The sequence below is a fragment of the Enterococcus sp. DIV0008 genome (genome assembly GCF_050542615.1).
Taxonomy (GTDB): Bacteria; Bacillota; Bacilli; order Lactobacillales; family Enterococcaceae; genus Enterococcus_D; species Enterococcus_D innesii.
This window is the reverse complement of record NZ_CP172937.1, coordinates 3196441-3218295: the sequence shown is the minus strand read 5'-3', so window position 1 is coordinate 3218295 and position 21855 is coordinate 3196441. Positions and strand designations below refer to the sequence as shown.

21 protein-coding genes and 1 pseudogene are annotated in these 21855 nt (G+C 38.3%); 15 read left to right on the top strand and 7 right to left on the bottom strand.

All coding sequences use genetic code 11. The features are described from left to right. The first annotated feature begins 9 nt into the window (after nucleotides 1–9). On the top strand, nucleotides 10–1815 hold the full coding sequence (locus IGI84_RS15185; RefSeq protein WP_430600515.1) for an ATP-binding protein: 1806 nt from the start codon (nucleotides 10–12) through the stop codon (nucleotides 1813–1815). A 15-nt stretch (nucleotides 1816–1830) separates the two neighbouring features. Here IGI84_RS15185 and IGI84_RS15180 read toward each other — a convergent pair whose 3' ends face one another. After that, nucleotides 1831–2250, bottom strand: a complete 420-nt coding sequence (locus IGI84_RS15180; protein WP_232845437.1) for a phosphate-starvation-inducible PsiE family protein — start codon at nucleotides 2248–2250, stop codon at nucleotides 1831–1833. A gap of 478 nt (nucleotides 2251–2728) precedes the next feature. Here IGI84_RS15180 and IGI84_RS15175 point away from each other — a divergent pair, with 478 nt between their 5' ends. Then, nucleotides 2729–4252 (top strand): flavocytochrome c, encoded by a 1524-nt coding sequence (locus IGI84_RS15175; RefSeq protein WP_005233089.1) that lies wholly within the window; start codon nucleotides 2729–2731, stop codon nucleotides 4250–4252. A 280-nt stretch (nucleotides 4253–4532) separates the two neighbouring features. After that, entirely contained in the window at nucleotides 4533–5915 is a 1383-nt protein-coding gene (locus IGI84_RS15170) for a lytic polysaccharide monooxygenase (RefSeq protein WP_430600514.1), read from the top strand. Between the two features lie 178 nt (nucleotides 5916–6093). Here IGI84_RS15170 and IGI84_RS15165 read toward each other — a convergent pair whose 3' ends face one another. Further along, nucleotides 6094–7374 carry a 2-hydroxycarboxylate transporter family protein gene (locus tag IGI84_RS15165; RefSeq protein ID WP_144772004.1) on the bottom strand — a complete coding sequence of 427 codons (1281 nt, stop codon included), beginning with the start codon at nucleotides 7372–7374 and terminating at the stop codon, nucleotides 6094–6096. 13 nt (nucleotides 7375–7387) lie between these two features. Continuing rightward, nucleotides 7388–9010, bottom strand: coding sequence for a malolactic enzyme (locus IGI84_RS15160; protein WP_252708804.1), 1623 nt, complete (start codon nucleotides 9008–9010; stop codon nucleotides 7388–7390). 155 nt (nucleotides 9011–9165) lie between these two features. On the opposite strand from IGI84_RS15160, the gene IGI84_RS15155 reads away from it, so the two are divergent. From IGI84_RS15155 to IGI84_RS15140, 4 genes are all read left to right on the top strand, one after another. Continuing rightward, nucleotides 9166–10062: a LysR family transcriptional regulator gene (locus IGI84_RS15155; RefSeq protein WP_252708803.1), complete on the top strand. Its 897-nt coding sequence runs from the start codon at nucleotides 9166–9168 to the stop codon at nucleotides 10060–10062. A 242-nt stretch (nucleotides 10063–10304) separates the two neighbouring features. Further along, entirely contained in the window at nucleotides 10305–10508 is a 204-nt protein-coding gene (locus tag IGI84_RS15150; protein WP_086338795.1) for a hypothetical protein, read from the top strand. 162 nt (nucleotides 10509–10670) lie between these two features. Beyond that, entirely contained in the window at nucleotides 10671–10910 is a 240-nt protein-coding gene (locus IGI84_RS15145) for a DUF6075 family protein (RefSeq protein ID WP_430600513.1), read from the top strand. A gap of 965 nt (nucleotides 10911–11875) precedes the next feature. Continuing rightward, entirely contained in the window at nucleotides 11876–12502 is a 627-nt protein-coding gene (locus IGI84_RS15140) for a helix-turn-helix domain-containing protein (protein WP_430600511.1), read from the top strand. A 237-nt stretch (nucleotides 12503–12739) separates the two neighbouring features. Here IGI84_RS15140 and IGI84_RS15135 read toward each other — a convergent pair whose 3' ends face one another. Continuing rightward, on the bottom strand, nucleotides 12740–13315 hold the full coding sequence (locus IGI84_RS15135; RefSeq protein WP_430600509.1) for a hypothetical protein: 576 nt from the start codon (nucleotides 13313–13315) through the stop codon (nucleotides 12740–12742). Between the two features lie 220 nt (nucleotides 13316–13535). On the opposite strand from IGI84_RS15135, the gene IGI84_RS15130 reads away from it, so the two are divergent. Next, nucleotides 13536–14183: a hypothetical protein gene (locus IGI84_RS15130; protein WP_430600508.1), complete on the top strand. Its 648-nt coding sequence runs from the start codon at nucleotides 13536–13538 to the stop codon at nucleotides 14181–14183. 15 nt (nucleotides 14184–14198) lie between these two features. Further along, nucleotides 14199–14840 (top strand): hypothetical protein, encoded by a 642-nt coding sequence (locus IGI84_RS15125; protein WP_430600507.1) that lies wholly within the window; start codon nucleotides 14199–14201, stop codon nucleotides 14838–14840. 164 nt (nucleotides 14841–15004) lie between these two features. Here the strand turns inward: IGI84_RS15125 and IGI84_RS15120 are convergent, their stop codons facing one another. From IGI84_RS15120 to IGI84_RS15110, 3 genes are all read right to left on the bottom strand, one after another. Next, entirely contained in the window at nucleotides 15005–15430 is a 426-nt protein-coding gene (locus tag IGI84_RS15120; RefSeq protein WP_096741923.1) for a hypothetical protein, read from the bottom strand. Nucleotides 15431–15443: 13 nt separating this feature from the next. Continuing rightward, complete coding sequence (locus IGI84_RS15115) at nucleotides 15444–15917, bottom strand: hypothetical protein (protein WP_430600506.1); 474 nt, start codon at nucleotides 15915–15917, stop codon at nucleotides 15444–15446. A gap of 239 nt (nucleotides 15918–16156) precedes the next feature. Continuing rightward, nucleotides 16157–17107, bottom strand: a complete 951-nt coding sequence (locus IGI84_RS15110; RefSeq protein ID WP_430600505.1) for a hypothetical protein — start codon at nucleotides 17105–17107, stop codon at nucleotides 16157–16159. 191 nt (nucleotides 17108–17298) lie between these two features. Here IGI84_RS15110 and IGI84_RS15105 point away from each other — a divergent pair, with 191 nt between their 5' ends. The 6 genes and pseudogenes from IGI84_RS15105 (at nucleotide 17299) to fic (ending at nucleotide 21841) form a co-directional block, all read left to right on the top strand. After that, nucleotides 17299–17751, top strand: coding sequence for a DUF5626 family protein (locus tag IGI84_RS15105; protein WP_430600504.1), 453 nt, complete (start codon nucleotides 17299–17301; stop codon nucleotides 17749–17751). Nucleotides 17752–17767: 16 nt separating this feature from the next. Next, nucleotides 17768–18283, top strand: a complete 516-nt coding sequence (locus IGI84_RS15100; RefSeq protein WP_229045654.1) for a helix-turn-helix domain-containing protein — start codon at nucleotides 17768–17770, stop codon at nucleotides 18281–18283. Nucleotides 18284–18306: 23 nt separating this feature from the next. Beyond that, nucleotides 18307–18501: a hypothetical protein gene (locus IGI84_RS15095; protein ID WP_086291511.1), complete on the top strand. Its 195-nt coding sequence runs from the start codon at nucleotides 18307–18309 to the stop codon at nucleotides 18499–18501. Between the two features lie 170 nt (nucleotides 18502–18671). Further along, nucleotides 18672–19319 carry a hypothetical protein gene (locus IGI84_RS15090; RefSeq protein WP_430600503.1) on the top strand — a complete coding sequence of 216 codons (648 nt, stop codon included), beginning with the start codon at nucleotides 18672–18674 and terminating at the stop codon, nucleotides 19317–19319. 764 nt (nucleotides 19320–20083) lie between these two features. Next, on the top strand, nucleotides 20084–20962 hold the full coding sequence (locus IGI84_RS15085) for an AraC family transcriptional regulator (RefSeq protein WP_086291514.1): 879 nt from the start codon (nucleotides 20084–20086) through the stop codon (nucleotides 20960–20962). 274 nt (nucleotides 20963–21236) lie between these two features. Then, nucleotides 21237–21841 (top strand): annotated as a pseudogene (gene fic / locus IGI84_RS15080) (protein adenylyltransferase Fic). Nucleotides 21842–21855: the final 14 nt, after the last annotated feature.

Below are 21855 nucleotides of genomic sequence, written 5' to 3'. Positions count from 1 at the left end.
GGGTTTACAATGAAACCGCCATCAAAGTTTTGGCTGTATTTAAGCGTGGTCGCTACCTTATTCATTACATTGATTGGACTTATTTTTACCTTTACAAGTTATAAAAGCGCACAAAGACAAGCTGAAACCGTCGGGTTGCGGCAGTTAGAAACGGTCAACCAAGCGGCGATCAAGCTGATCAGCCGTAGTATCGAATCGTACCACATGGCTCTTGCCAATTATGCCGATGACCACCTCGAAGGAGCCGCCTTGGCTGACTTGCAGCGGCCCTTAACGTTACCAGTGATCAATTCCGCGAACAATGCCATGGTCGGATTGTTTTTGATCGACCAACAAGGTCAAGTCATCGCTCAAAATACCGCAACGTCTATCAATAAACCACAAGATCCAACGATGCAGGAGCTGTTATTTAAAGATCCATCCTTAGACAAAGTATTAGCAGGACGGCAGGTACAAAATGGGCAAGTCTATTTCGATGGTAAAGAGGCCTATCTAAATGTGTATCAGTCCCTAACCCTTGACGACAAAGAAGCGGTTCTTGTGATGCCTTTGAATCTACAGCGCATGTATCATCATGAATTTACCACCGATCGCAATGTCTCCGGCTATACGATGGTCAAAAACGCCGATATGCGGATCGTTATGCACCCATCGGACGAACAAATTGGTTTTTCCATCGTTGAGAGCCGCAAAAAAGAATTTCCAGAGCTGGATTTCACCGATCTTGAGCGCTTGGAGCAAGAACAAATCGATAATGAAGAGGGCACCTCCGTCTATTATTCTTATTGGTGGAACGAAGAAACACTGCAAAAAGTGCTGAAATTGGCTGCTTATCAATGGATCACCATCGGCGACAGTCGGCTGATCGTCGCCAGCAATGCCGATTTTTTGGAGCAAAGCGGTCTCTTTTTACAAGACAACTTGATTTTGATTGGCCTACTAGGTTTGTTGTTTGTCATTATGATTTTATTGACGGTCCTGATCAAAAACTACATGAAACGCAATCAAGCCTATGTCGAAAACCAAGCATTGAAAGAACGACAACGGCTGTTAAAAGAAAAGCACGAAATCGAAAAAAACATTTTGCAAGAATCAAAACTGGAAACCATTGGCTTATTAACGACCTCGATCGTCCATGACCTAAACAACTTTTTGACGCCCATGATTGGTCATCTGCAATTGCTGATCGAGGAAAACCAACACGATGAAGTCTTGATGGAGGATTTGCAAGAAGTCTGCAATGCAGCAGAAAAAGGCAAAGAGTTATCTAGCAATGTGCTGCGTTTTTCGAAACTCGAAAGTGCCGACAAAACTGTGCAGTCGATCGCCGCCACCTTGACAGAAGCCATCGATACTATGCGCTCGCTATTGCCAAAAGCCTTTTCCCTTACGTATGATATCCAAGAAGCGGGATATGCCGTCTACGAGAAAATCGATCTGCAAGTGATCATTTACAATTTGTTGATGAATGTGTACCAAGCAAATGCCGATTGCAGCATTCGATTGAGTCGCACTTCGACAACAACCGCCAGCTTTCCGTTTCGTAAGCAAGCTTTCTCCGCGCAACAGGAATTTGCTTTGATCGAAATTGCCGACAACGGTCCCGGCATACCAGAAGCGATCCAAGAAAAAATCTTTACCCGCTTCTTCACGACCAAGAGTGCCACTGGCGGTACGGGTCTAGGACTCTTTACTGTCTCTTCAATCGTGGAAAAAAACGACTGGTTGATCGATGTTACGAGTACGCCTAAAGGAACCACCTTTTATATTGGTATTCCTCTAACTGATCCCGAAAAAGCCACTGAAACCAACTGATCCGATGGGGTGGTTTCAGTGGTCTTTTTCTTGGGCATGCTGGAAGGCATTGATTTTTTGCAGGACTAGTAAGACGAGTACCAAAACAAAGATCGCTAAAGCAAAAAATAGGGCATCGTTCGCCATGCCTTGCGTCAATAATAACTCGCGCAAAATCGCAGTGATACTGATCAAAATCAAGTAACGGACGGGAATATGGTGTCCGTCCTTCATATACCGCAGCAACATCAAAATGATTTCTAACAAAATGAATAACGTGGCAATTTCTTCAATCAAAAAGGACAGATGGGGCGCTTCACTTAAAGGAAAGAGCGTCGCGCTGATCATAAAAATCGCTTTTCCCATAAAAATCAAGACGACAACGACTAAGATCGCTAACATGCTATCAATACAGATACTGATCACTCGCTCGAACATCCGGGTCAATTTTTCCATTTGCCACTCCATTTCTGCTTTTTCTTTTATTATACAAAAGAAGGTGCAGGACAAAGGGAAAAGAACAGTGAAAGAACAATCGCGGCCATATCTTTTTACTCGCGAGCTTAACGGTCATTCTATGGGCATGTCTTTTGTGATAGCTTTCAATAGCAGAAAGTAGCGAGGAAAATATAATATCTTTTTTCAAAAAAATTAGGAAATAATGAGAATCAATAGTTAAAATATACACAAATTATTACGAGACACTTAGTTTCTTTTTTTGTTACAATGGTTAAATAAAATAGAACGCTGTTGAAATGTTGCTTAAACAATGTTTTTATCGCTATCGAATAGAAAAATAGTCCGATCGCAAGATATTTACCATTGTTAATAAAGTAACAAGTTGGGCAGAGTTCACAAGAAAAAAGCTTCTTTTCTCATCATATATGACGGGGATCAGTGAGGAGAAAAGAGCAAGAAAAACGGAGGGAAACAAATGAAAAAAAGTGGATGGTCAAAATGGGTGATTGGGGCAGCCTCATTATTGTTGCTTAGTGCATGTGGTGCCGATGGCGGAACAAAAGCCAGCAGCAGTGCGGCAAGCTCTTCTTCAGAAAGTGAAGTCACTTCAGGTGCTTCCCAACAAGAGTATACCGATCCAGCAGAGTTAAAAGATCAATATGATATCGTCATCGTTGGTGCTGGCGGTGCAGGGATGGCAGCCGCCTTGTCGGCTAAAGATGCTGGAATGAATCCAGTCATTTTAGAAAAAATGCCGATCGCAGGCGGAAATACCTTAAAATCTTCTGGCGGAATGAACGCATCAGAAACCAAATTCCAAGAAGCCCAAGGCATTGAAGATTCCAATGAACAATTTTTTGAAGATACCCTTAAAGGTGGTAAAGGAACCAACGATCAAGAATTGCTGCATTATTTAGTAGACAACTCTGCTTCAGCGATTGATTGGTTGGATTCAATGGGGATCACTTTAGACAATATCAGCTATAGCGGTGGTGCCAGTGTAAAACGAATCCATCGTCCTCATGACGGTTCAGCAGTCGGTACGTATTTGGTGGATGGCCTGTTGAGAAACATTCATGAGCAAGAAATTCCTTTGTTTGTAAATGCTGATGTGACAAAAATCAATGAAACAGACGGCAAAGTCACTGGCGTCAACGTGAAAATCAATGGCGAAGAAAAAGAAATCGCTGGTGATGCAGTGGTTGTTACTACTGGTGGTTTTGGCTCCAACAAAGAACTGATCGAAAAATACCGTCCAGATCTGAAAGGCTATGTCAGCACGACTTCTGAAGGAAGTACAGGCGATGGCATCAAGATGATCGAAGAATTAGGCGGCGCAACGGTTGATATGGATCAAATCCAAGTCCATCCAACAGTGGTTCAAGATACAGGCATGTTGATCAGTGAAACCGTTCGTGGAGAAGGCGCCATCTTGGTGAACCAACAAGGGGAACGTTTCTACAATGAATTAGAAACCCGCGACAATGTTTCAGCTGCTATCACGGATCTGCCAGAAAGCTATGCCTACTTGATTTTTGACAATGCGTTAGCAGGTAGAGCCAAACAAGTCGATTACTACAAAGAACAAGGTGTAGTGGTAGAAGCTGACACCATCGAAGCGTTAGCTGAAAAAATCGATGTCGATCCAGCAACCTTGAAGAAAACTTTAGATACATGGAACCAAGCAGTGGCTGACAAAGCCGACAAAGATTTCGGTCGTGAAACGGCGATGGACTATGATTTGACGGAAGGGCCATTCTATGCGATTCAAATCGCACCTGGGATCCACCATACAATGGGCGGCGTCAAGATCAATACGAAGACCCAAGTGTTGAAAGAAGATGGCACACCAATCACTGGCTTGTATGCAGCAGGTGAAGTGACCGGCGGTATCCACGGACAAAATCGAATCGGCGGCAATGCTGTAGCCGACATTATGGTCTTTGGTCGCCAAGCAGGCGCGCAATCCTCTGACTATGTGAAAGAAAACGGGAAATAAGCAGCTGTTTTTTCCTGAAAAAGATCGTCTATAAAGAAAGAAACTTGGAACGAATCCTCTTAAGTGATTAGGAGAATCGTTTCAAGTTTTTTTGTATTTCTCACTGAAAGGACGGAAAACTAGTCATTATAATCTTATAATGATTAGGTCATTTATTATACATATATATATATAAATAAACTATTTTTAAATGGAGGGTTTGCTTTTCACTGAATCGGAATCAATGAATAAACGGATAAGTTTGGTTTATTCGATGATAAAAAATTTTAGGAGGCAGAGTATGAAAAACGCATTGGTAAAATGGTCGGTCGGGGTGGCAATCTTACTTGGAGGGACCTTGTTCTTCACGGGGAAACAAGTATTTGCTCATGGTTATGTGGAATCACCTGTCAGTCGGGGCTATCAAGGGTCTTTGGATCGCAATACGTTAGGGTGGAGCGCTGCGTTTGAAAAATATGGCAATGTCATTTCAAACCCACAATCATTGGAAACTAAAAAAGGCTTTCCAGAAGCAGGACCAGTAGATGGTCGCATCGCTTCGGCAGATGGTGGACTCGGACAAATCGGGGACTTTGTTCTTGATGAACAAGGAACCAATCGTTGGACCAAACAAGACATCAATCAAGGACCATTGCGGGTCAATTGGCATTATACAGCGCCTCACAAGACCACAAAATGGCATTACTATATCACGAAACCAGGTTGGGATCAAAACGCGCCACTTTCAAGAGATAGCTTGGAATTGATCGCTACTGTGAATCACGATGGTTCGGCTGCCAGCAATAGCCCAAGCCATACCATTACCATTCCAGAAAATCGTCTCGGTTACCATGTCATTTTAGCGGTCTGGGATGTTGCAGATACGCCAAATGCCTTTTATAACGTGATCGACGTCAACGTTTCCGGCTCAACGGTCATTCCCGAAAAACCAACAGCACCAGCAAATGTCCGCTCAGAACGAGTGACTAGCAGCACGGTGGCTTTAGCATGGAACGGTCAAACCGATGCGAAAGAATACAACGTGTATCGTGATGGTGCCCTAGTGGCAACGACGACTGAGCCAACCTTTATCGACACGCAATTAAAAGCCAACACAACCTATAGCTATCAAGTAGAAGCAGTCGGCTTTACGGCGTTAGTTTCAGAAAAAAGTGCTGCAGTGAAAGTGACTACCTCAGCAGATAATCAAGTCGAAACACCTTCGACACCAGGCAACCTGCACCAAATGAGCGTGACAGACAGCAGCGTGTCCTTAATGTGGCAAGCATCGACTCATACAAATGGGATCGCTGGATATGACGTTTACCGCAATGGCGTCAAAATTGCTACAGCCACAGGAACAACCTATGAAGACACGAATCTAGCAGCGGATACAACCTACAATTACCAAATCAAAGCAATCAGTAAAACGGGCGAACAATCCGCTTTTAGTAACCAACTGAGCGTGAAAACCAATGCCAAAGAAGAAACGGAAACACCTGGAGGCGGGGAGTCAGAATACCATGTGTGGAAACTAGGTACATTCTCGGCACCAGAAGTGTATACAAGTGGTGAAATCGTGAGCCATAAAGGCAGCAATTATGTCGTGATTAACACCCACTCAAATTACGGGGACACCACTTGGTCTCCTGATCAAGCCCCAACCTTGTTTCAGAAGCTGTAACCCTTGAATGATCAGTAAAGCAAGAGCAGTGCGGAGGCACTGCTCTTGTTGGCTCTTTTATGAGGAAATGAATGAACCTTTGTTTGATTCGTGCAACCAATTGGACGAATTCGTTTGAGGAATGCAAAAAAGTGCTGCTATGCATCATGCGTAGCAGCACCTGTTTTTTTATTTTAGATCAAGAATAGAAGAAACGGATCAAGATCCCACCTAAAATCAACACGATTGCACCGCATAAACGATTGGCCATTTGGGCAAAAGCAATCATTTCCATTCTATCAGAGGCAGACAATACAGCGATATTGCCTGTTCCCCCCATGGAGTTGTTGATCATACCGGCGCCAATTGCGGTTTCAACGGGGTACATCCCCAATACCATCCCGAAGAACCAGCTGGCAGCCCCCATAGATACGACACTGGTTAGGCAAAGCACGACAAATTGCCAAGTAAAGGCAGAGGCCAATGTTGACAGATCGATCAATGCCAAACCAATCCCCGCCAAGACCGCGTGGGTCAGATTCGTCATCACAACATTGTTGAACATCACCACAGAATCTTCGAGTTTCTTAGGGACAATGTTCAAGGCTTTCAGAATAAAGACAATCACGATCATAAAGGCATACTCGTGAATTTTAGGGAAAAAGTCGCTTAAAATTGCACCAACGACCAACAGTGAGAAGGAAAACAGCATCCCGACCCCGATTTGTTGGGCATCAAGCGTTATTTTTGGTTTTTCTAATTCTTCTTTGGTGGCATTGATCAGGGTACCATGGCCATTGTATTTGGTTTTAGCAAAGGCCTTTGCGATAAATAAAGCACCAATAATGGCAAGAATATTCCCGAAAGTAACTGCTGGCGCTAATTGAGAAAAGATGGCGGCTTGATTGCCGTTTGCCAAGCCATCAGCATAAATTTGTGAAAGTGGGGTGATTCCCGCACCCATCCCGCCAGACATCATTGGTAGAGACACATACATCACCGAATCAGCAAAGCCATTGCCTAGCAGCATACCGACAAGGCCGACGGAGAAAAAGCCTACTACCATGGTGATCAAAGCAACAGGAATGAATTTCGTAGAAGCTTTCACCAACAAATTGCGGTTCATACCTAAAATTGAGCCGCAAATCAAAGCGGCAATATAGAAATCAAGAAAGCCAAAACCGCCCCCCATGAAGTCACTGACCGCGTCAATGACTTTCGTGGGTACGAGATGGAAGGAGGCTAAAAGGGTGGCACCAAGCAGGGTAAAAACTGACCCACCGCCCAGATAAGAATTCATGATCGGGAGTTTTTCCCCAATGAAATACAGCAGGTGTCCTAAGGCAACCAGTAATATGGTGATCCCAACCATATTTAATGGCAACTTGTCTAAGGCAATCGCAGTGAATATGACAACCATGAAAAAGAGATACAAGGGAAGACTAATTCCCGAAATCGTCATCGTTTTTAATTTATTCATTTTTCAGACCTTCCTAGTATGTTGGATACCATTTAAGATTTTGGACAGCTTTTGCCATATCGGTTTCTTGCGCTTGGGCTAACCCTTGTTCTTTGGCTTTGTTGGCAACTGCTTCAGCCACTTTGATGGAAACGTCCGCAACGTATTCAAATGGTGGAAGAACAGGTGCACCGGGTTGGCTCAAATCAACCAAACCACTTAATGAGTGAGCAGCGGCACCAATCATTTCGTCGGTCAAGAGAGAGGCTTCTGAAGCTAACATACCCAACCCAAGACCAGGATAGATCAAGGCATTGTTTGCTTGGCCGATTTGGTATTCGACCCCTTTGTATTGGATCGTTCCTGAAGGGACACCGGTTGCCACAAAGGCTTTTCCATCAGACCATTCGATTACTTGTTCAGCCGTTGCTTCTAATTTTTTGGTTGGATTCGAGATAGGGAAAATCACTGGACGAGCAGTGTTTTCACACATCGCTTCCACAACTTCTTTGGTAAAGGCACCGGCATTGGTTGAAGTACCGACCAAAATCGTTGGTTTTGCGACTTTAATGACATTGATCAATTGCGTCATATCGCCAGCATTGGCAAAGTCAGCCCGTTTTTTGGCAAATGGTTTTTGTGCAGGAGTCAAATCGGACATATCATCGAACAAAAGCCCTTGTTTGTCAACCATAAAGAAATGATTGTAGGCTTCTTCTTCTGAAAGACCTTCGCTGACCATTTCGGCATGGACACGGCTGGCAATCCCGGCACCAGCGGAACCACCGCCATAACATAAGTAGACTTGATCCGTTAATTTTTCACCTGTAATATCTAATGCGCCGAAGATACCGCCCAGTACAACGATTCCTGTTCCTTGGATGTCATCGTTAAAAGTTGGAATTGTATGTTTGTATTTGTCCAGAATCGTTGCAGCATTTGAACGGCCAAAGTCTTCCCAATGCAAGTAAAGTTTAGGGAACAATGATTCTGCCGTTTGAACAAATTGATCGATGAATTGGTAGTAGGCATCACCGTAGACACGTTCTTGACGATTGCCTAGATATAAATGATCCTCTAACAATTCTTTACGGTTGGTACCGGCATCGATCACGATTGGTAAAACAGAAGCAGGGTCGATCCCAGCAGCTGCGGTATAAATCATCAATTTACCGACAGAAATATCGACACCTTGGACACCCCAGTCACCAATCCCAAGAATTCCTTCAGCGTCAGTGGCTACGATCAAGCGAATGTCCCGATCGCCAGCGGCATTTTTCAACGTTTCTTCGATGTTTTCTGGATGATTGATATCTAAGTATGCTGCATATTGAGGATCAACGAATAGGCGGCTGTAATTTTCAATGGTATCAGCAATCGTTGGATCGTAGACGATCGGATTGAATTCAACGATATGTTGGTTGAACAAATAGTAGAACAATGTCCGATTGGTATTAAAGATCTCCATTAAAAAGTGACGTTTTTCAATGTCTGATTCTTTGGTGACATATTGCAAATAGGCTTGTTCTGCTTGTTCTTCGATCGTTTGCACGTGAGGGGGCAATAAACCGATCAATCCTAGTTCTTTTCGTTCTTCTTGTGTAAACGCGGTTCCTTTGTTTAAAAATGGGTTATTTAAAATGTCATGTGCTTTCATTATGTTCCTCCAATAGATATATTTTGAGTACTCGATCATTTCCATTAGCTACTTTAATCCTCGGACAGAATTATAGTCAACTATCGGTGGTATAATAAAAATTATTTATAACAAAACCGCTGCTGGTTTAAACCGGTTAAGGGAGGAATCAGACGATGAATATACGAGATTTAGAATACTTTAACGCTTTGGCAGATATGCTTTCTTTTACCCAAGTGGCGCATAAATTTGCCGTCAGTCAACCAACCGTCAGCTACGCTGTCAAACGCTTGGAAGAGCATTATGGCTGTGATTTGATCGTGCGAGAAGCCTCGCATCGCTCCATCTCATTGACCACTGAAGGGGAAATTTTGAAGGCTCATGCGCAATATATCTTAGATGAATTTGTGACCTTGGACCGAGCCATCGACCATGCTAAAAACAACCGGACCCATATCGGTTTGCCGCCAATCATTCGTTCCAAAGTTTTTTCAAAACTCTTAGATGAAAAAGAGATCATCCGCTTTATTTCGAAATTTCACTTGGTATCTGGGGGATCCAATGAATTGCTTTCAAAACTATTATCGGGAAAAATCGATTTTAGCTTGCTGGGCAGTGTCAATCCCCTCGTCCACCCGAATCTGCAGGTGAAGTTGCTGCACCAACAAGAGTTTTTTATTTTTGTGTCAAAAGAAAACCCATTGGCAGAAAAAAAGGAAATCTCATTCGAAGAAGCTGCCGAATATCCCTTTATCCTATTGGAAAAAGGCTATACCCATATGCGCGCCTTTCAGAATTTAAGTGAGAAATCAAAGAAGAAGCCCGAAGTCCCCTTTTATTTTTCAGACGTCCAGACGATTGGCCAGCTGGTCAGTTCCAATATCGGCATTACCTTGATGACGGAATTTCCTGTGTTTCAAGAAATGGAAGGCTTAGTGAAAATACCGCTGGTCCCTGAAGATAAGGAAATTTTTTATATTCAATATGCCTATCTAAAGAGTGCGTTGTTGAATCAAGAGGTCCAAAAGTTGATTAGGATCTTAGATGAGCTGTCTTGGGAGGATGAAGGGTGAAGAATGGGGATTTCTTGAGGTAAGGTCAGAGAAAAATGGTGTAGGTATGTGTTCTTGAGGTAAGAAAAATCTTACAAAGTAGATAAAACGAGTGAATGGTTCCTTTATTTTAGCCCTTTTTATCGCATGAATAAACGCTAAAAACCTTGATAAATATCGGTTTTTAGCGTGGTTTTTGGTATAATAAGGATACAGTAAAGTTTGTGACGGTGGCGCTTTTTTTGAAAGTGAGGTGGTGCATTATGAATGTACTATCGAAATCTGAAGAAAGGAGCAGTCTTTTGCAAGGTGTAGATATAATCGGCATTTTGTTAGCAATAGCGCCTGTTTTATTAGCCTTTATTGGTTTAATCGAAGCATGTGTGAAACTAGCAGATACGATTATAAACACTCGTTCTTCTAAGCGTAAAAGCAAGAAGAAACGAAAAAAGAGTGCAAAAAAATAACCGTCCTCTTTAGCCAGGCGACGATTATTTTTTAAAAAGTAATTAAATCTGGCCACCGTCTTAAGCGGTGCTGTAGGGGAGTTGTTGACGCAACTCCTCTTTACATAGTAATTATAGCAAGATTTCGGTAAGATATCAATCATTGACGCTACAGACGTGCTATTGCACGTCTATTTTTTTGTCCTCCTAATTGGTGGGGCGCAACGATTAGTCGCTTTGGCGTATCACTTGTTTACCAATCAAGATTTCTATGGGTTCGAAGATGGTAAGAAGTACAATATTTCTCCATTAGAAGTATTTTCTGGTATTGATGAAGCTGGTTACCAGTTGATCAAGAAAGTGATCCATCGTAGACTACAGGTTTATTCATTAATCTTAATTATTGTGTTCAGAAACACGTAACAAAATCTATGTTCAGTTATTCAGTCGGTATTAAGTTAGGGTAAAATTTATGATGAAATCGATCAGCCTATAAATTAAGAAGATTACCAAAATACTGACCTTTTATTTTCAAGGGATTACTAAAATAGATAACCATATCGTGCAAAAGCAAAAAAGATAGATCGAAGAGGCTGGTGGAAAAATCGAATCTTTAGAAGAGTGGGTCCCTCTCATGAAAAGATGGGGGGCAACAAATAGAAAGACGAATACGGTAGAATAGCATGTTTTCAGGGATGTAACATGATAATTGCGTGTCTGTTTTGTCGAACACAATGTATAATCCTACTTGACTGATATAGTAATCAGAAAAAATCGGAGATGATCATTGTGAAGAAAATTATTTTAGGGATTGCAGCTGTTCTATCTTTATTAATGGGGTGTAGCAGCTTCAGCTGAAGAATCAGAGATTTGGGTTTCTGAGGGAATTGAAATTATTAGTGATGTTGAAACGGATGCCGATTTAAGCGATCACCCAATTGAAAATATTGGCATAACTATCCCTGGGTTGACTAGAGGAGCTAATGTGCCAAGTAGCAATTGGAACATAGCCTCCAAAGGTAAATATTCCCTTAGTGGAAGTAGTGATCGAGGGGGATACGTGTATTCTTCTTATACATTCAAAGGAAAAACTTCTTATACCGTATCGATTAGTAATACAGGAAAAAATGTTATAGATATAAAGTGTAAAAATAGTAGTACAACGTATATTTCTTTTTCTGTCAAAGCAGGGAAAAGCCGGTCAGTAACCTGGAATGGAATTAAATCTAGTACAACTTGGTATGCTCAATTTTATAATGGTAACTTGATAAACAATTCTTACTCGTTTACAGGTACAATAAAATAATTAGAGCAATTTATGTTTTACAAAATCAATTGTTAAATGGCAATTGCTAAACAAACGAACCCTTGGAGGATAAACTTTATTTATGGAAATCGGAAAAATGTTACGCCAAAAGAGAACTGATTTAAATTTAACACAAGAAGATATTGCGAAGCAGTTTAATGTTACACGTCAAACTGTTTCTCGCTGGGAAAATGAATTATCATACCCTAATATAGATACTCTTGTAGAACTTAGCACTTTTTTTGAATTTTCCTTAGATGAAATTTTACGAGGTGATTCTGTAATGGTAAAAGATTTCGCACAAAAGGTTAATATGTCAAAAAAATACAAAGGATGGAAAATAGCGACACTTTGTTTAACCTTTTTAATTTCTATATTTGTTTTAAACTATTTTTCTCCCTCAATGGATATTGGTAAAGACGATGTAGATTCTGTTACTGTTACTAAATCAAAGGATCACACTAATATTGAGGTTCAATTGAATCTCAATGTATTTGAACAACCTGAAGTCTGGGAATATTATCCGGATCTAGAGGATGGAAAGGGGATTATTGAAGTCTCGAAAAGGATACAGCTACAAGCTATTTTTAATCCAAAGAAGAGAGTGAATTTAGAAATTCCTAATGATTTTCTATCTGATAAGCAAACTATCAAAATTAAAAACACGAATTATACCATCGATTTAGAAACAGGAACTGTAACTAACTAATTCTCTCGTTGAGGATTACTTAACGAACATATAGTGCACGTGAGAGTATCCAGGTAATGTCAACCTATGAAAATATTCCCCTTATTTAATAGAGTGTATTGTAAACCCAAAGGTTGTTTTACCCACAAAATAAAGAGTGTCCAGAGTTATTATCTGGGCACTCTTTATTTTGATCAACTTAATATTATAAATTTAACATCTGATCTAATAAACTATGCTAGGACGGGAGATACTAATCTATTTTACCTCTATCGATTGTTCGTAAAAATCTGAATCACTTTCAATATAGTTAGTTATATTATCCAAATCATTTTTTATATCAGTAATAATCTTCTGATCATTACTCATTACGAAAACACCTAACTTGTTTTTTTCTTCAGAACTGTAGGGGATGAATGCAACATATTTTTGATCAGCCGTAAAAGTGCTAGTATCCGATAATTCTTCACTACCTGAAGCCGACAATGAGACTTCAAATTTATTGTTTTGAGTGGTAAAAATCAATTCTAATTCTCTGCTTTGGGAGTTATTTACAAATTCCGAAGTAACTATTTCTGTCGCTTCTTCAGTCTTTAGATTAGTAGACATGATATGAATGGATTGCCCCGCTTTTTGTTCTACTTTAAACCTTGCGTTATCGCCATCAGTTCTCATAATATCGATGCTATCTCCCGTAGGATTAGTAGCAGAATCACTTGTAGCACTTACTTCGATACTGGAACTACTCGTTTCGTTATTGTTATTTCTGGAAGTACATCCCCCTATAGCCACAAGTACTAGTAATGCTGAAATACTTAAACTGATTTTTTTCATTATAAATCCCTCCTCATTTTACAATATGACTCTTATTTATCTCATTATATATGAATGAGTTCGAATTATGCAAACAAATAAATTTTTAATTTTAAAAGTCTGATAAAGATAAAAAAATAAATAAAGTGCATTATATTATTTATTTACTCTTATGAAAAAAAGATGTATAATAAGTTAAGGCTAGATTAAATTAGTCTAATAAAATTATTTGGAGGTTATCATGAATAAAATTGTTCTTGTGTTATCCGTACTTGTCGGTAGTGTATTTTTGTTGTCAGATAAAGTTTCAGCTAGTCAAATTGAGAACCCTCACGAAATAAATTTTTCAGTTCAAAATATTGATACTGGGGAGTACGCAAATGAAAATGTTGAGATACTAACTAATAAAACTTATGAAGTACCTTCTTTAAGATCAAGTATGATCACTGATGGCAATGTTAGCGAAGAAAAGAGCTACGTTTCTGAGTTTGAGATTGAGTTTACTCCTGAAGATGAAACTATCGGCGATATGATCAAACCATTTGCTAGTAATGATAATGAAACAAATTCAACCGGAGCTGTGAAAGTACTCGCAAGAATTACTTATACAAAATCTGGAGACAACATTAAAGTAACTAGCGCTTCTTCCAGATTTACATTGACCAGTTCCTTTGCAAGTGTTTCAAGCAGAAACTTAAAAGTTCAACAGGGTTTTACCAATGCCTTAGAAAGAACGCCTACTTCTAATTCATTAACCACGTATAATACTGGATGGGGATATGTTTACAATTATGGTGGAGCTGCTACTGCAAAAACTACGGTATCAGGAACAGTAGCAATGTCTGGAATGGCTAGCTATAGAGTTTCTGCAACAGCCTCTAGATTATAAAAAAGGAGAACACAAATGAAAAAAATACTTATCACTCTTATCGGATTTGTCTCATTAACAATATTGTTTGGAAATACTTTACAGGCTAAAGCCGATTCTCTAGCAACTATTCCTACAGTTGAGGCAAAGATTACTTCCGCTGAAGGTGCTGTCGGAGAAGGAAGTACGCAAACAAAAGTTATCGAACATAAGGAATTAACTTATTTAAGTAAATTTTCAATAGTTCCTGCATTAGAAGAAAAGAAGTATGAGACTACTATAGAAGTCGACTATTACTTTACTCCTGATGAATCTGATAATACTAATATTTCCCCATTATCTACTAATACTGGTTCAGCTAATAATGGTGTTGCGAAATCGAGTATAACGTTGACCTATTGGATTTCTGGTAATACTATCAAGGTTGAAAAATGTCATGGATCCTGGAGCAAAGCTTCTACCACATCAATTATCGTCTCCGATCGTTATGTAACTTATAGAGGACCAAATGTTCAACAGACTGCATGGAAATATCCTACTAGCAATACCTTCTCTTATAATACTGGATGGGGATATGCTTCCCAAAATACAGCTGGAAATGGACGTGCATACATGTCTGCTTATACCAGTATTAGTGGTATGGGAAGATTATTCTTGGAAGCAGCACTAAACCTGTAATTGCTTGAAAAATATTTGATTATAATAATAAATATCCCTCGCCAGATTCACTTTATTGGCGAGGGAATTTGGGTGTCCAAAATATACATATAAAAATTTGAGTTTTGGTCCTTATTTTTTGGAAGGCGTATCTAATTAACTTATGTCACGCCCCCATTTTCATTTTACCAATTATATTTTGTTGTTAGTGTTACAGTGTTGTAGCCTGATTTTTTAAACTGATGATACCCTAAAGATTTAGGGCTAGTGTGCAGTATACCAAACGTTGCTTGAGCGCTTCCATATTTGCTATTTTTTACTGTATTCTGATCGCTGTTTATGAGTTTTTTTCCAGATGTATAAGACTCACATTTCGACCAGATAGAATCTTGTTTTTGACTAGCAGTTGAAGTAGCCACAAAAACTAGATTAGATTTTGATAGATTTCCTTTTACTGAAATAGAAGAGCGTGTGCGTGCGTTCGACATTGTTGCTTCGTTTGAGTCAACAACTTCAAGTAGATTTCCTTGTTCGCTTGCAAGAGATGTCGTTGGGGCAGTGAGTGCTATGGTACTTAGAAAGAGTGTAAAAAGCATAATTTTTTTCTTCATTACTTATTCTCCTTTATTGATTTGCTCTAACTTCATGAGTGACTGTTGAATAGCCTGACTTTTTAAATGTCGAATTTGCATAGGTATAGTTTTTTGAAACACTTACTGGTGCATGATTTGTTTTAACAGAATTATAGGCTGTTTTTGTTTTAGTAGAGGACTTATCATTTTTCAGTACACCGTTTGAATTGTAAAGTCGTGATCGTACAAAGATACTGTCCATCATTTTAGCAGCTTCTCCAGTTGCAGAGGACGCTGCACTTATTGGAGCGAGTGTGTAATGGATTGTAGCAGTAGTAGTACACTTGATGGAAGCCCGTGAAACTCCACCAGCCATGGAGCTGGAATCACTATTCGAGACGACTACTTCTTCTAGAATTGGTTCTTCTTGAATATTTTCACCTTCTTCAGAGGCGTATGCAAAACCTGGTAGTGTTGTGAGTGGTAAGAGGCTCAGTACCCCCATTTTATATAGTACTTTTTTCATTATGATGACCTTCTTTCTTTTTATTCTCAAAGTTACCCTTCAAGATGAAAACAATAAATAATACTGCTTTCACGAAAGAGAAACTGTGATTTACTGTATCCAAAGGAACCTCTTTTGCTAACAATAACTGGAAAATAAATGGCACAACTATTGGCGAGATTATGACGTATATACAATATATGAAATATGCGAAAATTAAGTTATTTACAAGATTTGCTGTTTTTTTCATATTTTTCCACCTACTTACTATTTTTTATGAGGATAGGATTTGAGAAATCAATCTCAGTAATAGAATATATCCCATCGTTCATTTGATATGGCGACAGAACATCAACTAATTGAAAAATACTGTTTTCTTTTTTTGTGAAGGGAATTTTAATCGGAATCCTATACAATTTATTATCAGAGATTTCATACACGGTGTTTGGAGGCAGTTCGTTTTTTTCTATGAGAGAGCCATTTACAAAGGAAAGGATAGAGTGTCTGCTGTTCTCATGACTAGTTTGTCCCAAAAGAAGCTCCACACTGTCATTAGATCTTTTTTCAAGTTCGAGGATCGCTTCATTTGAAGATTGAACATTTACCATTGAAATTCTGGCATTGTAATCGTTCGTATCATTATCATTAAGAAATTTAATGGACTGAGGATAGGTACTGTTATTAGTCAAATTGAATCTTAGTCCCATAACTGAGTATTCTAAACTTCTTTCCAAGGTCATCGAGTCGTTCGATTTCGGATATTTAAAAAGTAAAACCATTAGTTCGTTTCCCTCAGAAATATTATCTATTGAAAGGTCTATATTTATTTTCTGTTTATTGGTCAATGAAAACATGTTTGCCGAAGTAACTTCTTTACCATTAACTTCATAGGGAATTTCATGCAAGTCCTTTAAAATGTTTAAGTAATAAAGGTATTGTCCCTCCATATCTTGGATAATTTCAAGATCCCCTGAAAATGAAGATGAGCCGCTTTGGCTTATTTGTGTACCTACATCAACTATCTGACCATTACTATCACGTAATCCATAACTTATGGTGTTTTCGAAAACAATAGTTTGAGTTTCTTCGGACTTATGATTAGTTAATAAGAGGCCGGGCAAAACTAAAAAAATAAGTATGGATAATGCAACTATTGAAAGTATGGTAAACAATAATGACGTTTTTTTATTTTTAAATATTCTCTTTTCCATCATTCACACTCCTTTTCCATTTACATTTTCATAATGCCACATATCTATTTACTTTAAAGGACTAATCTATTTACATTTCAGGTTTACGAAGGGATGTAAACCTGAAGTTTACGTAGTGTAAATAGAACGATACTTATAAATGCCATTATTACAATGTATACTAAGAGAAAAATTTAGAATAGGAGAACGAAATGAACAAAATATTTGCGTTATTTATATTAGGGGTAGGTATTCTTTTTTTTCCAGCCACGGGACTTGCGCACGAAAATGAGGAATTAGTATTTGACCTTGATTCAACAACTATTAGAAGCGAGTCATCGTATATAGATGACTCGGGAGAAACCATTGAACTAATGATTGAAAATATTTCATCCGGTACTAGGGTAGGTAAAGGGACATACAAAGTCTCGAAAAAAAGCACGGGTAATTGGTTAGTGTCGTACAATGTGACTGTTAACTCGAACAAACAATTCACAGCTGCAACTAATTTAAATATGACCACTTATCAAGGAAGTATTACTTCAAGTTCTTTGAGTAGCAATTCATCAAGAGCTATCTGTAATTTCAAACACAAGATTGGAACAATGACTTCTAGTGCGAGCGTGACGACGACTATTTCAAATGGTAAACTGGTTGTAAAATAATAAGTAGGTGTATTTAATGATGGAACTCGGGGAAAAACTTAAGTCACATCGAGAAAACAAAGGATTCTCACAAGTGTTTGTAGCTGAAAAGCTTAATGTTTCAAGACAATCTATTTCAAAGTGGGAAAATGACCGAGGCTATCCTGACTACGATAACTTAATTCTATTGAGCCAACTTTATGAAGTTTCTATTGGAGAGCTACTCGATGAGAATGAAAAATTGAAGAAAAAAATTGAACATAATAATGAAGATATTGCTAGTAAGAAACAGAAGCTCAGACTTTTAAGAAATACCTTGGGAAAAGATGAAAGTCTGGTTTTAATCGGTCTTTCAGCGTTAGCATCGTTCATATTTCCAGTAGGCATTATTGTGTGTATGTTCGTATTTGTCAGAAATAAGCGCTGTAATTCATACTACAAATTAATTTGGCTTATCAGCATTTTAGCACTGGCGTTAAATTTATATGCTGGATACGGACACTTAGCAAATTATATGGGTTGGGGATCAGTTTCGATCGAACAGATTGAATAACGTCAAAATCAGTAGGAGTAAGAATGAAAAAACGAAATTTACTTACTGTTTGTAACGAAAGAAGAAGCGTCAATCAGCAAAAATTAAACTATGCGGAAGAATTTCTTCTATTTAGGGGTAATACTCAGGAAGAACTGTATTCTGATAAAACATTTCTTACACTGATTGATAAAGAAAAAGAATTAGTTCAAGAAAGAGATAAACTATTAAATGAGTAGTCCCATTCTATGGTGAAGACAATTTTAATTCTGAAGGTGTAATAGTAACTACTAAAAATAACCTTTTCGTTTACCTTTAGTAGTAAACCGATGATGTAAACTTTTTGTTCCTTACATTTTTTTCATATTTCAAGGATACTTAGTGTATAAAAAATGAAAGAGGGATCAAAATGAAAAAATCTATCGTAACAACTATGTTAACAGCAATAATTGCATCCACTGTATTTACAGTTTTTGGTGGTGCAGTAACTTATGCTAAAGCAGAAACAATGGAAGAAACTAACGAACTTATTCTTCCTGACGAAAATGCACCAATTTTTTCGGACGAAGGAGCAGAGTACTTAAACATTCCTGAAATTAATCTTGATAATGATACGAACTTGTACTCGGAAGGTACACAAGTAAATACTAGGGTAGCTCAATATAGAATGTGGAGAATTGAATCGAAAACATCAGCTGGTACATCCTATGGCGCATGGAGAAATGGACCGTCTGGAAAGGGAAAAGCAACATTGTCAGCCACTAACTCAAATACTTCTAGTAGATCTGTTTCGTCTTCTATTTCAGGTAGTTATCCAATTGGTGCCGATAAAATCGGAGCATCGTTGGGAATTACAATTGGGCAATCAAAGACTTACGGAGTATCTTATTCTATAAACATCCCCGCAGGTAAAAGACAACAAATAATTTTTAGACCAGTGTACAAATCTACAAAAGTAGTACAGCGTGAATATATAAGTGGGGTCAAAACAAAGACAACTAAAACCGCTACTGTAAAAACCTTTAGTCATTGGGATTACTCATTTAAAAACCTCTAAGGAGAAAAAGATGGAGAAACAATACATTTATAGTTTATTTATCGGATTCATTCTATTTTTTCAATTACAATTGATCAGTTACTGCAACTATCTTTTGGTTAAACAAGGTACAGTCAATGGTGTTTTAGATCCTTATTTATTACTAAAAACGCCATTAATCGTTATCCCCGTCTTGTTTATTTTATATTGTGCATACGGTATTTATAAAACGATTAAGAAATGATAATAAATTAGTGCGCGTGTTAATTCTTCCCCAAATTAACATAATCTCGATATGGAATTCAAAATTAAGAAAAATTATAAAACTGTGGTTACCATTAAAATTGGAGTGTTCAGAAAATGACTGTTTTCTGGACATTCTTTTCTTTGAACAAATTTCTATGAAAAGTATTCTATATAGTGCACAGAAACTCGTAACAAAATCTATGTTCAGCTGAAAATAGGAGACGATGAATTTTAGAACAGTTCGTTACCGGAAGAATATCCACGAAGTTTCAGAGGAAAGCGATAAAAACATAAAAAATCCTCTAGACTCATTCAAATCTACCGAGTATTCGGTTAGCAATTGTGAGTAAGGAGGTGTTTAATAGTTGTTGAAGAAAAACAAGTTGGAAATAGGCACTATTTTTATAGAGTACGTGCATGAAGTTTGAGATTAAACGATTCGTCATTCCAATAGGTGAAACCGATAATATTAGTCTAGCATTTATCAAGTCCGATAACGGAATCTTATATAGAATCAGTACATAGGTGAGGTGGAAGAAATGATTCAAGAGTTGAATCGGTTGATGACGTATATCGAAGAGCGATTAACACAAGAGATTTCACTGGCAGAGGCTGCTAAAACGATGGGGTTATCTGAATACCATTTAAAGCGTACGTTTTCATTTATTGCTGGGATTTCATTAGTAGAATATGTTAGAAATCGACGGTTGGCATTGGCTAATAGTGATTTAATCAACGGTGAATCCGTAACAGAAGTAGCCTTTAAATACGGCTACCAGTCCGTAGAGGGATTTTCAAGAGCATTCCGAGAATGGTCAGGCTTCTTGCCTTCCGAGATTATCAAAAATCAGTTTCAAAAGTCTTTTCCTCCACTATCCTTTTATATTAATGTTAAAGGAGGAGTTTCAATGGATTTTAAAATTGAAGAAAAACCCACATTCAATTTAGTGGGTGTCTCAAAGCGTGTTCCCATACAATTTGAAGGAACAAACAAGGTGGTTCAAGAGCTGGCACAATCAATGACGGAAAAGCAACGAACAGAAATGCGTAAATTAGGGAATATGTATCCTAATCAGGTGTTGAACGCTTCCTACGGGTTCGATGAAGGAAGGATGGAGGAAACAGGAGAACTAACACATTTCATCGGTTTTGCGACAACACAAGAAAATCTTTTTGATGATTTGGAGCAACTACCTATTGCGAAACACAAATGGGCGATTTTCCCAAATAAGGGACCATTTCCTCAGACTTTACAAGATACTTGGGGAAAGATCTACTCTGAATGGCTGCCCTCTTCAAACTACGAATTGGTCCAAGCCCCAGAGCTTTCTTTTACAAACTATGATGAAGGGCTAGAAAATTGTTACAGTGAGATTTGGGTTGCAGTGAAAGAGAAGGAAGCAATTCTTTCAATGTAAAAATATAATAAAGATCATCATTAACCAGAATAAGTCGGCTTTCAGATAACTTATTCTGGTTCTTTGAGTGTCAATATATAGATATGATGTAGCTATTTAGAAAAAAGAATTTTTGAATACTCTTTTTTTCTTTCAGACTTCTTTTTAAGTAAGGTTTTGAAGTGCGAGTTACAGGGTCAGAAACTTAATAGTTTTTGATACGTTGGTAAACACTCGGTATAATAGGCTTGAGAGTCTTCCATAAACTTATTTCATAAAGTTAAGAGGATTTTGCATGATTTTAGATAACATTTTGGTTTAACCAATCAAGCTGCATTAGACAAGGCTGAAGAAAAACTAAGCAAGCAAAAAGCGAAGGAATTATATGATTCAGGAAAAATAAATGAAATCGAAGTTGGCACGTTTAAAGGCTTAGCTGAAATTCATGAGTTTCTCTTTTCAGAAATCTACGATTTTGCAGGAAAAATTCGAACAGTCAATATCACAAAAGGAAATTTTCAATTTGCGCTGGTCATGTACTTGGAGCGTTCGTTAAAGCATATTGATCAGCTGCCGCAAACTTCTTTTGAAGAGATTATCAAGAAATATGTAGAGATGAATATCGCTCACCCTTTTCGTGAAGGAAATGGTCGGACTACTAGAATTTGGCTGGCTCTCATTTAAAAAAAAGAATTGCAGAAAGTTGTCGATTGGTGCTTAATCAACAAAGAAGACTATCTTTCCGCAATGGAGCGCAGTCCAATAAATGACTTAGAAATATGCTATTTAATTTCTAATGCTCTGACTGATAAAATTGACGATCGTGAGTTATATATGAAAGGAATCGATGTTAGCTATTTTTATGAAGGGTACTCTGAATATACGATCGATGATTTGTAAGAGCAGGTGGATCA

What these genes read in the sequence shown, in the direction of transcription:
- IGI84_RS15185 (WP_430600515.1), top strand. Translation starts at nt 10, where the DNA reads ATGAAACCGCCATCAAAGTTTTGGCTGTATTTAAGCGTGGTCGCTACC.
- IGI84_RS15180 (WP_232845437.1), bottom strand. Translation starts at nt 2,250, where the DNA reads ATGGAAAAATTGACCCGGATGTTCGAGCGAGTGATCAGTATCTGTATT.
- IGI84_RS15175 (WP_005233089.1), top strand. Translation starts at nt 2,729, where the DNA reads ATGAAAAAAAGTGGATGGTCAAAATGGGTGATTGGGGCAGCCTCATTA.
- IGI84_RS15170 (WP_430600514.1), top strand. Translation starts at nt 4,533, where the DNA reads ATGAAAAACGCATTGGTAAAATGGTCGGTCGGGGTGGCAATCTTACTT.
- IGI84_RS15165 (WP_144772004.1), bottom strand. Translation starts at nt 7,374, where the DNA reads ATGAATAAATTAAAAACGATGACGATTTCGGGAATTAGTCTTCCCTTG.
- IGI84_RS15160 (WP_252708804.1), bottom strand. Translation starts at nt 9,010, where the DNA reads ATGAAAGCACATGACATTTTAAATAACCCATTTTTAAACAAAGGAACC.
- IGI84_RS15155 (WP_252708803.1), top strand. Translation starts at nt 9,166, where the DNA reads ATGAATATACGAGATTTAGAATACTTTAACGCTTTGGCAGATATGCTT.
- IGI84_RS15150 (WP_086338795.1), top strand. Translation starts at nt 10,305, where the DNA reads ATGAATGTACTATCGAAATCTGAAGAAAGGAGCAGTCTTTTGCAAGGT.
- IGI84_RS15140 (WP_430600511.1), top strand. Translation starts at nt 11,876, where the DNA reads ATGGAAATCGGAAAAATGTTACGCCAAAAGAGAACTGATTTAAATTTA.
- IGI84_RS15135 (WP_430600509.1), bottom strand. Translation starts at nt 13,315, where the DNA reads ATGAAAAAAATCAGTTTAAGTATTTCAGCATTACTAGTACTTGTGGCT.
- IGI84_RS15130 (WP_430600508.1), top strand. Translation starts at nt 13,536, where the DNA reads ATGAATAAAATTGTTCTTGTGTTATCCGTACTTGTCGGTAGTGTATTT.
- IGI84_RS15125 (WP_430600507.1), top strand. Translation starts at nt 14,199, where the DNA reads ATGAAAAAAATACTTATCACTCTTATCGGATTTGTCTCATTAACAATA.
- IGI84_RS15120 (WP_096741923.1), bottom strand. Translation starts at nt 15,430, where the DNA reads ATGAAGAAAAAAATTATGCTTTTTACACTCTTTCTAAGTACCATAGCA.
- IGI84_RS15115 (WP_430600506.1), bottom strand. Translation starts at nt 15,917, where the DNA reads ATGAAAAAAGTACTATATAAAATGGGGGTACTGAGCCTCTTACCACTC.
- IGI84_RS15110 (WP_430600505.1), bottom strand. Translation starts at nt 17,107, where the DNA reads ATGGAAAAGAGAATATTTAAAAATAAAAAAACGTCATTATTGTTTACC.
- IGI84_RS15105 (WP_430600504.1), top strand. Translation starts at nt 17,299, where the DNA reads ATGAACAAAATATTTGCGTTATTTATATTAGGGGTAGGTATTCTTTTT.
- IGI84_RS15100 (WP_229045654.1), top strand. Translation starts at nt 17,768, where the DNA reads ATGATGGAACTCGGGGAAAAACTTAAGTCACATCGAGAAAACAAAGGA.
- IGI84_RS15095 (WP_086291511.1), top strand. Translation starts at nt 18,307, where the DNA reads ATGAAAAAACGAAATTTACTTACTGTTTGTAACGAAAGAAGAAGCGTC.
- IGI84_RS15090 (WP_430600503.1), top strand. Translation starts at nt 18,672, where the DNA reads ATGAAAAAATCTATCGTAACAACTATGTTAACAGCAATAATTGCATCC.
- IGI84_RS15085 (WP_086291514.1), top strand. Translation starts at nt 20,084, where the DNA reads ATGATTCAAGAGTTGAATCGGTTGATGACGTATATCGAAGAGCGATTA.